This window comes from Streptomyces sp. BJ20 (assembly GCF_022869105.1).
GTDB classification, from domain to species: domain Bacteria; phylum Actinomycetota; class Actinomycetes; order Streptomycetales; family Streptomycetaceae; genus Streptomyces; species Streptomyces griseoincarnatus.
The window spans coordinates 1,764,672-1,778,033 of the sequence record NZ_CP094918.1 but is presented as its reverse complement, the minus strand read 5'-3'; the positions used below and the strand labels follow the sequence as shown (position 1 = coordinate 1,778,033).

Sequence of the window (13,362 nt, the reverse complement as noted above, 5' to 3'; positions counted from 1 at the left end):
GAACAACCGGCAACCCAGCCGGGAGGGCCGACCACCGATACGACGCGAATCCGTACGACACAGAGACACGCACTACGGCACATTCGCCGCCAACCGGCAGCAGCCGGCCGCCTCGGAGATTTTTTTCGAGGAAAAGCCTCGAGCGGGAACGTTTTGGGGCTGGTTGGATGTTGACCCTGGTACGACAGCTCGTCGAGCTAGAGAAGAGGCGACGTGACTACTGTTCTGACCCCCGCGAGCCCGCTGACGGCCGCCGATCGCTGCGACCGCTGCGGCGCCCAGGCTTACCTGCGCGTCGTCCTGCTGAGCGGTGGAGAACTGCTCTTCTGCGCCCACCACGGTCGCAAGTTCGAGCCGGAACTCAAGAAGATCGCCGCTGAGATACAGGACGAGACGGAGCGGCTGACCGCTCCGAAGGCCACTCCTGACGAGGAGCGCTGAGACTTCACGTCCGACGACGAGCAGCCAGCCCGGCACAGGCCGGCGGACGGGCGGCGTCCTCTCCCTACGGAGGACGCCGCCCGTCTGCGTGCGCGCTGCCGCTGCCGCTGCCGCTGCGGTGAGGGTGTGGGGGCGTTACGCGCCGGGGCGTGGGGGGCCGTCGGACGCGCCTGCGGTGCGGGCAGAAGCGCTTTGCTGAGCCTGCGGGCTCTGCGACACCGACCCGCGGGCCCGCCTGCGTGGCTGCCCCTAGGCGCCGGCGCTTCTGAGTTCGCGGGCCCCGCGACACCGACCCGCGGACACGCCTGCGCGGCTGCCCCTCAGTGCCGGCGTTCCTGAGTTCGCGGGCCCTGCGACTCCGACCCGCGGACACGCCTGCGCGGCTGCCCCTCAGCGCCCGCGTTCCTGAGTTCGCGGGCCCCGCGACACCGACCCGCAGGCCCGCCTGCGCGGCCAGCCCTCAGCGCCCGCGTTCCTGAGTTCGCGGGCCCCGCGACACCGACCCGCAGGCCCGCCTGCGCGGCCGGTCCTCAGCGTCTGATCCGCGGCGCGTGCCTTGGACCGGAGTCGGGATCATGCCGTATGTGGTCGGGCGGGGCCCCTGATGTCATCGGGCGCGGCCTCCGGCGGCGGATGGCTCCCCGGGTGCCACAGATGCCGCTCACACGCGCCGCGCCGTGCCCACCGGGGGACCAGGAGGGGCGACGCCGTCCAAGCCCCACAGCGGCAGACGGCGCCCTCTCTCAGCCCTGTGCCGTCGCAGGCCACCCCAGTGTGTCAAGGACGTCCGCGATGCGGGTGTAGACCCCCGGGCTGCCCGCCCAGCCGCAGCCGGCCCCCCAGGAGACGAGGCCTATGAGCCGCCCCTGGGCGACCAGCGGCCCCCCGCTGTCGCCCTGGCACGCGTCCCGGCCCCCGGCCACCTCGCCCGCGCACAGCATCGTCTCGGCGCGGTAGGTGCCGTTGGAGCCCCCGGAGTACGCCTTCTCGCACAGGGCGTCGGGCTGCACCCGCACCCGCGCCCCGTGCAGGCTGCCTGCGTAGCTGCCGGAGCCGGTGGTGTCCCCCCAGCCGTAGACCGTGGCGGGCGTGCCCGCGCGGTACGCCGGGTCGCCGGGCCCGGCCATGCCTATGACCGAGGCGGCGGGGAGCGGCTCGGCCAGGCTGAGCACGGCGAAGTCGCCGGAGTTGGTGTCGCCGTCGTAGTCCGGGTTCACCCAGACCTCGCGTACGGAGACCTCCTGGCCGCTTTCCGAGAGCAGCTCGGTCCGCCCGGCTATGACCTTGAGGTCCCGCACCCGCTCCGGGGAGGCGCCGAGCACCTCCCGGTCCATGCAGTGGGCGGCTGTGAGCACGGTGGTCCGTCCGACCGCCACACCTCCGCAGAACTGCCCCGCCCGCGTACCGCCGAACCGGTCACGACTGGAGAGCGCCACGGTGTACGGGCTCTGCCTCACATCGACGGGGAAGCCGCCGACGACGATGCTGTCGGCGGCCACCGGAGCGGCCGAGGCCAGTGGTATGACGGTCCCCGCGGCCACGAGGGTCAGCGGCCGGGCCAGGGCCCTGGCAAGTCGACGTCGCATGCACGCTCCTCACACTGGGGTGAACCTTGGACACCCACAGTGAGGGAAGTGGTCACCGCACGCACCCGCGCGACAGCGTGAAGGCCCGGCCCCTCCGAAGGGGGCCGGGCCTTCACGGACGGCGGCGCGTGACAGGCGTCGCGGCGGGGGCGACGTCCTAGTCGAGGTAGTCGCGCAGCACCTGCGAACGCGACGGGTGACGCAGCTTCGACATGGTCTTCGACTCGATCTGACGGATCCGCTCACGCGTGACGCCGTACACCTTGCCGATCTCGTCGAGGGTCTTCGGCTGACCGTCGGTGAGACCGAACCGCATCGAGACGACGCCCGCCTCGCGCTCCGACAGGGTGTCGAGCACGGAGTGCAGCTGCTCCTGCAGCAGCGTGAAGCTGACGGCGTCGGCCGGGACGACGGCCTCGGAGTCCTCGATGAGGTCACCGAACTCGCTGTCGCCGTCCTCGCCCAGCGGGGTGTGCAGGGAGATGGGCTCCCGGCCGTACTTCTGGACCTCGATGACCTTCTCCGGGGTCATGTCGAGCTCCTTGGCCAGCTCCTCCGGGGTGGGCTCGCGGCCCAGGTCCTGGAGCATCTGGCGCTGGACGCGCGCGAGCTTGTTGATGACCTCGACCATGTGCACCGGGATACGGATGGTGCGGGCCTGGTCGGCCATGGCGCGGGTGATCGCCTGTCGGATCCACCAGGTGGCGTACGTGGAGAACTTGTAGCCCTTGGTGTAGTCGAACTTCTCGACCGCGCGGATCAGACCGAGGTTGCCCTCCTGGATGAGGTCCAGGAACAGCATGCCGCGGCCGGTGTAGCGCTTGGCCAGGGAGACCACCAGTCGGAGGTTGGCCTCCAGCAGGTGGTTCTTGGCCCGGCGGCCGTCCTCCGCGATGATCTCCAGCTCGCGCTTCAGCTTCGGCGCCAGCTTGTCGGCGTTCGCCAGCTTGTCCTCGGCGAACAGGCCCGCCTCGATGCGCTTGGCGAGCTCGACCTCCTGCTCGGCGTTGAGCAGGGGGACCTTGCCGATCTGCTTGAGGTAGTCCTTGACCGGGTCGGCGGTGGCGCCCGCGGCGGCGACCTGCTGGGCCGGCGCGTCGTCCTCGTCCTCGTCGGACAGCACGAAGCCGGCGTTCTCGGTGCCCTCGGGCTCGTCCGCGGCCTTGGGCTCCTCGAGGACCTCCTCGTCGGCCAGCTCGGCGTCGTCCTTCTTGGCGGTGGTCTTCTTCGCGGCGGTCTTCTTGGCCGTGGTCTTCTTCGCCGCCGTCTTCTTGGCGGTGGTCTTCTTGGCGGCCGCCTTCTTCGCGGGCGCCGCCTCCTCCTCGGCGGCTTCGTCGGCGGCCGGGGCCGCGGACGCGGCGGCGGCCTTCCGGGGATGCGCCGTCTTGGCCGCCACGGTCTTGGTGGCGGTGCGCTTGGCGGGACTCTTCGCTGCGACGCTCTTTCGGGTGCGCTTGGGCTCTGCGGCACTGACCATCAGCGTCACACCCTCTTCCTCGAGGATCTGGTTGAGGCTGCGCAGTACGTTCTTCCACTGAGTGGCCGGAATCTGGTCAGCTTCGAAGGCCCGACGCACGTCATCGCCGGCGATCTGCCCCTCAGCCTTTCCCCGCTCGATGAGCGCCATGACAGAGACGGACTCGGCGATCTCCGGCGGGAGCGTACGGGATGTGCTGGCCGACACGAACAACCTCTCGGAACGTTGGAAAACGGCTTCCGGCTCCGTCCACAGTGGACAGGGGCCGACCGCCGGCTTGGGGATGGGCCGACGGTGCGGGCGGGGGCCGGGAAGATGCACAGCGCCATGAACGGCGTCCGTATTCCCTCCGCGGCTGTCACCTCTTAGGTCATCGCGTTCTTCCCAGGAGCGTTACGCCCATTCCGCGTGGCCCGAGTCACACCCCGTAACCAGTCAAAACCTGGCAGACGATGACAGAAGTGTGCACCAGGGTCGATGCGGTCGCCGCCCCGGGGCCGAAGCGGGCCTTTCGTACCGTCGGACCCCGCGGAACCGTCGACGGCTCCGCGGGGTCCGACGGGGGACGGCCCACGGGCGCGACTCTGCCACAGGAGGGGGATGGCAGGCCGGACCGCGCCGTCGGGGAAATGCGGTCAGTGCTCGCGCGGTGCGGGCACCACGCGCTCCACCTCGGGGTGGACCGTGAGAAGTTGCCGCATGGCCGCCTCGGCCGCGGCGCCGTCGCCGCCGGCGAGGGCGTCCACGATCCGGGCATGGTGGGCCAGCGAGGTCTCGTTCGGCCGCTCACAGCCGGTGACCGGGCCTCCCGACACCTGGAGCGCGGCGGACACGATCCCGGACAGGTGCTCCAGCATGCGGTTGCCGGCGACCTGGATGAGCAGGGAGTGGAACTCGTTGTCGGCCCGGGCGAAGGTCAGGGCGTCGCCCTGTCCGAGGGCGTGCCCCATGATCCCCACCATGTCGGTCAGCCGCTGCTGGACATCCTCCCGGCCGTGCCCGGCCGCCAGGCGCGCGGCGAGCGGCTCGATCGTCCAGCGCAGCTCGCTCAGCTCCCGGCGCTGGTCGTCCCGCTGCGGCCCGTAGGCCCGCCACTCGATGATGTCCGGGTCGAGGAGGTTCCAGTCGCTGACCGGGCGCACCCGCGTGCCCACGTTCGGCCGGGCACTGACCAGGCCCTTGGCCTCCAGGACGCGGAGCGACTCTCGGACGACGGTACGGGACACCTCGAAACGCTGGCCGATCTCCTCGGGCACCAGCGGGCGGTCGGCGCCCAGGTCACCGGAGACGATCATCTGTCCCAGCTGCTGGACGAGTTGTCCGTGCAGCCCGCGTCCGCGGCTGCCCGCGGTCCGCCGGCCCACGCGGCCCAGATCCGGCTCCGCCGTGTCCCATCCGGTGCCCCGGTCGGTGCCGGGCGCCTCCGCGTAGGGGTAGCGGTCGAGTTCGCCCGGGGTCGCGAGGCCGGAGTCGGCGGAGCGGGCGGCGGTCATCATGGTGTGCGCAAGGGTACTCACGCATCTTTTGTCGGCGTCGGTTCCAACTCCCTTGAGGTCTTTGGTGAAAAGCACACGAAAGGGTGATCGCTCACCTCGTCGCAATTGACGCCTTATCGGAAAGAAATGAGCCTTTCACGGGGAGTTGCGATCAGGGAGAGTCCGAGAAGCGCAAACTCGGTCGCCATCGGACGTCATCGGACTCGGCTTCGCAGACCCGTGAACGCGTACGCGCACAGGAGTGCCAGCACCGACAACGCCATGGCACCGCCCACGGGTTGGGCCAGCAACCGCAGCAGCGCCTCCAGTTGCTGCTCGCCCCCGAAGGGCCAGCGCGGCGGCAGCCCGCCCTTCAACCGCCCGGCGAACGGCACCGGACCGCGCGCCGAAGTGCCCTCCGTCATCTTGTGCACGGCGGGTACGACGAGAAGCGGCACGGCGACGACCGCGGCGAGACCGGCGGTGGTGGACCGGAAGACGCCCGCGGCCAGCACCCCCGCCCACGCGCAGCCCGTGACGAGGGCGAGCCACCCGGCGGTGAGAGCGGGCCAGTCCGCCGGGAGCGCCACGAGCTCGCTCCCGTAGACGAGATACAGCACTTCCGCGGTGCATCCGACCGTCAGCACGGCCAGGGCGAGGGCGGTCAGCGAGGCGACGAAGAGCTTCGCGGTCAGCAAGCCCAGCCTTCGGGGAACGGTGCCCCTGTCCACCGCGAGCGCGGGGTGGCGAAATTCGTCGCCGAACGCCAGTGCGCCGAGCAGCCCCGCCCCGAGCGCGGCGGGCGGCAGCGGCAACTCCGCGGGCCAGGCGGCCAGCAGCCGCGGCTGCGGGGTGTGGCCGATACGGGCCAGCAACACGGCGGTGAGGGCGGACACGGCGAGGACACAGGCCCCGACGATGTACCCCGTGGCCACCCCTGCGGCCCGCCGGATCTCGTAGCGGACCGGCCGCAGAGGGGTGGGCGCGGGACGGACGAGAACGGGGGGCGGGAGAGCGACGGTGGTGGGGCGGGGGGTGGTGAGTTGTTGTGAAGGTGCTGCCTGAGGGGTGTCGTCGGCGGGCGCTTCCTGGGGTGGCTCGAGCGTGGTTGACGCGGCGGGGACGGCCTCGGGTGCGGGTACGGCTGCGGCTGCGGGGGCCGAGGGTTCCGGTTCGGGCCCGTAGTCGGGGGCGGGGGGTGCGGCTTCCGGCTCGGGGCTGGAGCCGGGGGCGGGGGGCGCGAATTCCGGCTCGGGGCCGCAGTCGAGGGCGGGGGGCGCGAATTCCGGCTCGGGGCCGGAGCCGGGGGCGAGGGTTTGAGGTTCCAGCTCGGAGCCGGGAGCGGGGGGTGCGAATTTCGGCTCGGGGCTGGGGTCGAGGGCTGCCGCGGCTTCGGGCTCCGGGTCGGGACCGGTCTGTGAGTCGATCGCAGCCGACGAGGGCTGGGGCTCCTGCGCCGTCGAGGTTTCAGCCCCTGCACCGACCCCTGGGCCCATGTCCCCGACCTCGTCCGCCAGTTGATGAACGACGATTCCGTTCCGGAAGGCCGTCTCCCCCACCTCGGCGCAGGTACTTCCGTAGACGCAGAGGCGGTTGCCGCCCTCCCGTACGACCTCCACGGACCGCTGCGTGGAACGGGCCCGCTGGGCGAGCAGCACGGAGAGGCGAGCGGCGTGCGGGCTGCGGACGACGACGCGCGGGCGCAACCGCGTGCGGGCGAAGTCGGCGGCCCGCTGGTCGGCGACGACCCGGCCGCCGTCCAACGTGACCACGTGATCGGCGAACCGCGCCGCCTCCTTGGGATCGGCCGTGCTGCACAGCACCGTCCCGCCCTGCGCCGCGTGTTCCCGCAGCATGTCGTACAGCCAGCGCCTCTCCCCCACCGCGAGCCCTCGCGCGGGGTCGTCGAGCACGAGGGTGTGCGGGTCCGGCAGGAGGGCGCAGGCCAGGCCCAGGCGGCGGTCCAAACCGCGGGACAGGGTGCCGAGGCGTTCGTCGCGCAGGCTCACCAGGCCCACCGCTTCGAGTACTTCGTCAGCGCGCCGGGCCGGGACCCCGGAGGCCGCGCACAGCATGCGGAGATGTCCGCGGACCGAGCGGGCAGGGTGCCCCGGCACGTCGCCCAGCAGCACACCGACCTCGTGCGCGGGGTGCGGGATGCCGTGCAGGGGGCGGCCTCTGAAGTAGGTGATCCCACGCCCGCGTTGCAGTTCGAGCATCAGCCTCAACGCCGTCGTCTTTCCGGCGCCCGGTGCTCCGAGCAACGCGGTGACGCGGCCCGTGTGCGCTTCGAAGGAGACGTTGTCGACGGCGGGCGGCTGCTCTTTGCGGGGGATGCTGGTCAGTCCGATGGCCTCGATCACCCGATGCAAGATAGCGCGCCATAACGGGTTTTTCGGGCACCACGGGGCCCGTCGCACGGCAGGAGAACGGTCCGGGAACGCGTCCCGGAACCGCCCCTCTCCCGTGTCAGACCTCGGGGCGCAGCATGGGCGGGTTGAGCAGGGTGGCGCCGCCGGCCCGGAAGAGCTGGGCGGGACGGCCGCCCTGCCGGGTGGTGGTGCCGCCGGTGGGCACCAGGAAGCCCGGGGTGCCCGTCACCTTGCGGTGGAAGTTACGGGGGTCGAGCGCCACGCCCCAGACCGCCTCGTAGACCCGGCGCAGCTCACCGACGGTGAACTCCGGCGGGCAGAACGCCGTCGCCAGCGAGGAGTACTCGATCTTCGAGCGGGCGCGCTCGACCCCGTCCGAGAGGATCTGCGCGTGGTCGAAGGCGAGCGGCGCCACCGGCTCGCCGTCCCTGCCGTAACCGCCCTGCTCGAGCAGTTCGTCCACCGGCGCCCAGCGCGCGTTGCTGGCGTCGCCGCCCGCCCGAGGCGCCGGCAGGTCCGGGGCGAGCGCGAGGTGCGCGACGCTGACCACCCGCATGCGCGGGTCTCGCTTGGGGTCCCCGTACGTGGCCAGCTGCTCGAGATGGGCGCCGTGGTCCTGGGCCGGGACGGCCGGATCATGAACCCGCAGTCCCGTCTCCTCGGCCAGCTCCCGCGCCGCCGCCTGCGCCAGGTCCTCATCGGCCCGCACGAACCCTCCGGGGAGCGCCCAGCGCCCCTGGAACGGGGACTCTCCCCTGCGCACCGCCAGTGCACACAGGGCGTGACGTCGCACGGTGAGCACGACCAGGTCCACGGTGACGGCGAAAGGCGGAAAGGCTGACGGGTCGTAGGGCATGCGGCGATCATAGTCGTCTGCCTGACGATAAACACTCCCTTCACCGGCCGGATCGTCGGCCGATCTGCGCCTGTCCAGGCATCTCCCTACTCCTCCGCCTCCTCCCTTACTCCTCCGTCTCCTCCCTACGTGGCGTCGAGTGCGCACCCTCCTGACGGTGCACGCGCCGGCTCGCCGCGCCGGGATGCGTGGCACCCTTGGGCCGAACCCCGCCCGGTGACATACGAGGGCGCGGCACCCGCCCGGTCCCGGCGCTTCCCCGGGGAGCGGACCGCCCCGCGCGGACGGCCGCCCGCATCCGGCGCCTGCGGGAAGCGGGCTCCGTATCGCCACCGGGAGCCTCCTGGCACGCGTCCCGCCGCGGTGCCTCGCCCGCACCACCGTGGCCGGGCGCCTCGCTCACCTCGGAGACGCCGCCGTCCTCGCTCTCCTCCTCTCCCCGCAAGCAGCGGCGGATCGACTCCGGGTCGAGCCCCTCGTTGCACGCCTGGTGCAGCAGGCGCGCGAAGAGATAGTCCGGGTCGGCACCGAGAGCCATGGCGAGTGCTTCCCGAGCCTCCAGTTCGTCGCCGGAGGACCATGCGACCCATCCGGCGAGGGTGAGGGGCGCTGCGGCGTACTCCGCGTACGGGCCGACGCAGCGGCGTGCCAAGGTACGCCACAGGCGGAGGGCAGGGGCCGCTTCGTCGCCCTCCATCCACGCGGCGGCGCGGTCGCGGGTGGTGCGGTCCTGGAGGCCGTGGAGCACCATGGCCGCCTCGTCGTACTCGACCAGTTCGTCATCGCGCAGGTCCGCCGGGAGGGTGCCGGAGACGGCCGGCGCGTCGGCGAGGCGGCGCATGAGGCGCTCGGCCAGCTCCATCGTCTCGTCGGCGACGGCCCTCCGGTCCTCCGCGTCGACGATCCGGGGCAGCAGCTTCAGCGCGGCCTCGTCCAGTGCGCGACGCTGGTCGTGGGCGGCGGAGGTCTCCCAGGGCTGGAGCCGGGCGTGCAGTTCGCGCAGGGAACCGCGGACCTGGAGCCCGGCGTATGCGGCTGCGGCGGCCAGCACGGACGTGCCGGGCAGTCCCATCGGCGTCCCTTCGGCCGGGCAGCAGGACTGGTCGTCGCAGCAGTACGACCAGAAGCGGCCGTCGGAGACGCAGAGGGCTTCGACCACGGGCACGTCCAGGGCTCCGCACTCCAGTCGCAGGGCGTGGGCCAGCGGCCCCAGCCGCTCCTTGACCTGCGGGCCGGTCTCGCCCTGTCCCGGCTCCTGGCACAGGAAGACGACCATCTGCTCCGGCCGGGAGCCCCGGCGCTCGCTGCCGGTCACCAGGCCCTGGGCGAGCTGGCGGGCGGCCGAGGGCCAGTCGCCGGGGTCGGCGGGGATACCGAGCCGGGCCCGGCCGCCGAACCTGCCCCTCCCTCCGGTGTCGTGCAGGGAGACGAGGACCATGCTGTCCTCCGGGCGGTACCCGAGGAGGTAGGGCACGGCGTCGGCGAGCTCGGCCGGGGTGCGCAGCGTCACCTGCTGCGGGTCGCCGTGGCTCTCGTACGCGGTGCAGGTCACGTCCGGCGGGAGCGGAGGGCGGTCCTCCCGGCCCACCGGCACGGTCGTCCCGGGGTTGGCCGCGGTCGCTTCCGGGCTTGGGGCCGCCGCGTCGCGCCCGCCCTGGATCGGGATGTCCCCGCCCTGGATCGGGATGTCACTGTTCTCTGAGGGACCGGTCGTCCCGTTGTGGTTCGTCATGCCGCGACCTTCTCGCAGATTGCGACATTCCGGTTTTCCTGTGGACAACTTGGATCAGGTCCATGCCACCCCGGTCGCCGCAGGCCGGTCTTCGTCCACAGCCCTGAGCCGATGTCGGCGCCGTCCTGTTGTATGGGACCCATGGAGCACACGAGCAACACGGATCTCCGGACGGCCGCCGACGAGGTGCTCGCCCGTCTCGTCGGCGACGACACGGGCACCGCACGGCTGCGCGACGACCAGTGGCGGGCGATCGAGGCGCTGGTCGCCGAGAAGCGCCGAGCCCTGGTCGTCCAGCGCACGGGCTGGGGCAAGTCCGCGGTGTACTTCGTGGCGACGGCTCTGCTGCGGGCCCAGGGCAGCGGACCGACCGTGATCGTCTCCCCGCTCCTCGCGCTCATGCGCAACCAGGTCGAGGCCGCGGCCCGCGCCGGGGTCCGCGCCCGGACCATCAACTCTTCCAACAGCGAGGAGTGGGACGCCATCCGGGCGGAGATCGAGGCGGGTGACGTGGATGTGCTGCTGGTCAGTCCCGAGCGGCTGAACAACCCGGACTTCCGCGACCAGGTGCTGCCCCGGCTGGCCGCCGCGACCGGTCTGCTCGTGGTCGACGAGGCGCACTGCATCTCCGACTGGGGCCACGACTTCCGCCCGGACTACCGGCGGCTGCGCACGATGCTGAGCGACCTGCCGGAGGGAGTGCCCGTCCTCGCCACCACCGCCACGGCCAACGCCCGGGTGACCGCCGACGTCGCCGAGCAGCTCGGCACGGGCGGTTCCTCGGACGCGCTGGTGCTGCGGGGCCCGCTGGACCGGGAGAGCCTCAGTCTGAGCGTGCTGCGCCTGCCGGACGCGGCACACCGCATGGCCTGGCTCGCCGACCACCTGGACCAGCTCCCGGGGTCGGGGATCATCTACACGCTGACGGTGGCCGTGGCCGAGGAGGTCACCGCGTTCCTGCGCCGGCGCGGGCATGCGGTCGCCTCGTACACCGGGCGGACGGAGAACGCCGACCGGCAGCAGGCCGAGGAGGACCTGCTGGGCAACAAGGTGAAGGCGCTCGTCGCCACCTCCGCCCTCGGTATGGGGTTCGACAAGCCCGACCTGGGCTTCGTGGTCCACCTGGGGTCCCCGTCGTCGCCCATCTCCTACTACCAGCAGGTCGGCCGCGCGGGCCGCGGTGTCCGGCACGCGGAGGTGCTGCTCCTGCCGGGCAAGGAGGACGAGGCGATCTGGGAGTACTTCGCCTCCCTCGCCTTCCCCTCGGAGGGGACCGTGCGCCGTACGCTCGACGTGCTCGCGCGTTCTGAACGCCCTCTGTCCCTCCCCGCACTCGAACCGCTCGTGGAGCTGCGCCGCTCCCGCCTGGAGACCATGCTGAAGGTGCTCGACGTGGACGGGGCGGTGAAGCGGGTCAAAGGCGGCTGGATCGCGACCGGCCGGCCCTGGTCGTACGACGCCGAGCGGTACGCGTGGGTGGCGCGTCAGCGCGCGGCCGAGCAGCAGGCGATGCGCGACTACGTGTCGACGACGGACTGCCGGATGGAGTTCCTGCAGCGGCAGTTGGACGACGAGGGCGCCAAGCCCTGCGGCCGCTGCGACAACTGCGCGGGCGCCCGCTACACGGCCGGGGCGTCCGCCGTCGCGCTCGACGCGGCCCGCGCCGACCTCGGCCGGGCCGGTGTCGAGGTGGAGCCGCGTCGCATGTGGCCCACCGGACTCCCCGCGATCGGCGTGGAACTGAAGGGCCGTATCCCGGCGGGTGAGCAGGCTGCTCGGGGGCGGGCCCTCGGCCGGCTCTCGGACATCGGCTGGGGCAACCGGCTGCGTCCGCTGCTCGCACCGCAGGCTCCGGACGGACCCGTGCCCGACGACATCGCCCGGGCCGCGGTGGGCGTGCTCGCCGACTGGGCCAAAGGGCAGGGTGGTTGGGCGCCGGGGGTGGACGACGCACAGCCCCGGCCGGTCGGTGTGGTGACCGTCGCCTCGCGTACACGGCCGCAGCTCGTCCGATCGCTCGGGTCACACATCGCGGAGACGGGGAGGCTGCCGCTGCTCGGGGCGGTGGAGAGCACGGGCGAGCAACATCAGCTTCCCCGCAGCAACAGCGCGCAGCGACTCAAGGCGCTCGCCGGTGCGCTGACCGTCCCGCCCGAGCTCGCGGAGGCGCTCGCGCGGGCCGGAGGACCGGTGCTTCTGGTGGACGATTACACCGAGACGGGCTGGACACTCGCCGTCGCGGCACGGCTGCTGCGGCGTGCGGGTGCGCAGGGAGTGCTGCCGCTGGTACTGGCCGTACAGGGCTGAGCGGAAGCCCGCATTCGGCAGCTGGGGATATTAGCCGCGAATCATCCGATAACGGTCCCCTGCCCCAATTGCTCGTTGCCGCATCCAAGTTCGACAGGAAGAATTGAAGGACGCACCCGCACGGCTTGCCCGCCGACCAGGTAGGGCTCTGTTGCGTGCGCGCTCCCCCGAATCCGACCCGCCCGCAGTGTGGGCGTAGCCGAAGGGAGGACCGTGACCTTCGGATTCGCTCCGTCCTCGGCGGCTTCGCTGCCGACGTCCGCCGCATCCGCCAACCGCGTGCTCGAGCCTGCGGAGTGGGCGGCCGCGGGCATCCCGCTGCTGCGCAGTCCGCGCGAGGTCGTCAGCGGACTGCACGCCCGGCATCGTCCCGGCCTGACGACCGCGGTCGTCGCCGTGCTCGACCCGGACGAACGCCTGCGGGCGAGCGCGTCGTTCACGCGGCGCTCCGCCTCCGCCGACGGCTGGATGTACCGCAACACGCTGCTGTCCCAGCTTCGCCGGGTCATCCCGCACGACCTGCGGCGCCGCACGCCGGTGCGCACCGCCGTCCTGCTCTACTGCCGTGAGGGCGACGGCCGCTGGACGGAGGAGGACGGAGCCTGGATGTGGGGGCTGCGGGACGCCTGCACCTTGCACGGGCTGCGCTGCGGTGCGTACATCACGCTGACCCGTGACGGCTGGCAGGTCCTGGGCGAGGGCCGGGGCGGTCGCCATCCCAGCGCCGGTTCGGAGCCGGAACCGGTCGCCATGTCCGAGGCGCCGCCGCGGATCCCGCGCACCGGCGGGGCCGCGTCGGACGTGCTGCGGCGCGCTGCGGCCCGCTGACGTCGGGCCGTTCGCCCGCCCACGTGCCGACGGCCGCGCGTCCCTCGTGTGTGCCGGTGGCGCCGGCACCCCGGCGCGGCGCGACGGAGAGGTGACCGTGGACGACGCACGCCTCGCGAGTCGGCCGCCCCTCAGAGACCCCGAGGCACCGTGAAGCCGTCCCCGAGGTCCGGAAAGCCGCCGCCCAAAACCCGCGAACGACGCCCACGAAAGCCGCAAGCCGCACCGAAGTACGAAACGGCTCACCCGACCCCGGACGCACGACCGCGCCCGGGCACGCCGACCGGC

General features: G+C 72.5%; 9 protein-coding genes. 3 read left to right on the top strand and 6 right to left on the bottom strand.

Annotated elements, in window-relative coordinates; translation table 11 throughout:
* Positions 1–213: 213 nt before the first annotated feature.
* Positions 214–441 carry a hypothetical protein gene (locus tag MTR79_RS08225; protein WP_048456232.1) on the top strand — a complete coding sequence of 76 codons (228 nt, stop codon included), beginning with the start codon at positions 214–216 and terminating at the stop codon, positions 439–441.
* A 743-nt stretch (positions 442–1,184) separates the two neighbouring features.
* On the opposite strand, the gene MTR79_RS08220 is transcribed toward MTR79_RS08225, so the two are convergent.
* The 6 genes from MTR79_RS08220 to MTR79_RS08195 all read right to left on the bottom strand — a co-directional run bounded on the left by MTR79_RS08220 (position 1,185) and on the right by MTR79_RS08195 (position 9,939).
* Positions 1,185–2,027 (bottom strand): serine protease, encoded by an 843-nt coding sequence (locus tag MTR79_RS08220; RefSeq protein ID WP_086705245.1) that lies wholly within the window; start codon positions 2,025–2,027, stop codon positions 1,185–1,187.
* Positions 2,028–2,184: 157 nt separating this feature from the next.
* Positions 2,185–3,711 (bottom strand): RNA polymerase sigma factor, encoded by a 1,527-nt coding sequence (locus MTR79_RS08215; RefSeq protein ID WP_244789636.1) that lies wholly within the window; start codon positions 3,709–3,711, stop codon positions 2,185–2,187.
* 428 nt (positions 3,712–4,139) lie between these two features.
* Positions 4,140–5,021: an FCD domain-containing protein gene (locus MTR79_RS08210; protein ID WP_063837940.1), complete on the bottom strand. Its 882-nt coding sequence runs from the start codon at positions 5,019–5,021 to the stop codon at positions 4,140–4,142.
* Between the two features lie 173 nt (positions 5,022–5,194).
* Entirely contained in the window at positions 5,195–7,342 is a 2,148-nt protein-coding gene (locus MTR79_RS08205; protein ID WP_244789635.1) for an ATP-binding cassette domain-containing protein, read from the bottom strand.
* Between the two features lie 106 nt (positions 7,343–7,448).
* Positions 7,449–8,207, bottom strand: coding sequence for an NUDIX hydrolase (locus tag MTR79_RS08200; protein WP_048456236.1), 759 nt, complete (start codon positions 8,205–8,207; stop codon positions 7,449–7,451).
* Positions 8,208–8,313: 106 nt separating this feature from the next.
* On the bottom strand, positions 8,314–9,939 hold the full coding sequence (locus tag MTR79_RS08195; protein WP_244789634.1) for a DUF4192 domain-containing protein: 1,626 nt from the start codon (positions 9,937–9,939) through the stop codon (positions 8,314–8,316).
* Between the two features lie 141 nt (positions 9,940–10,080).
* Between MTR79_RS08195 and MTR79_RS08190 the strand changes: the two genes are divergently transcribed.
* Together MTR79_RS08190 and MTR79_RS08185 are read left to right on the top strand one after the other, a co-directional pair.
* Entirely contained in the window at positions 10,081–12,246 is a 2,166-nt protein-coding gene (locus tag MTR79_RS08190; protein WP_244789633.1) for a RecQ family ATP-dependent DNA helicase, read from the top strand.
* 213 nt (positions 12,247–12,459) lie between these two features.
* Positions 12,460–13,074 carry a hypothetical protein gene (locus tag MTR79_RS08185; protein WP_048456239.1) on the top strand — a complete coding sequence of 205 codons (615 nt, stop codon included), beginning with the start codon at positions 12,460–12,462 and terminating at the stop codon, positions 13,072–13,074.
* Positions 13,075–13,362 lie beyond the last annotated feature (288 nt).

Coding starts and splice junctions, on each gene's coding strand:
- MTR79_RS08220 (WP_086705245.1), bottom strand. CDS start 2,027: ATGCGACGTCGACTTGCCAGGGCCCTGGCCCGGCCGCTGACCCTCGTG.
- MTR79_RS08190 (WP_244789633.1), top strand. CDS start 10,081: ATGGAGCACACGAGCAACACGGATCTCCGGACGGCCGCCGACGAGGTG.
- MTR79_RS08200 (WP_048456236.1), bottom strand. CDS start 8,207: ATGCCCTACGACCCGTCAGCCTTTCCGCCTTTCGCCGTCACCGTGGAC.
- MTR79_RS08195 (WP_244789634.1), bottom strand. CDS start 9,939: ATGACGAACCACAACGGGACGACCGGTCCCTCAGAGAACAGTGACATC.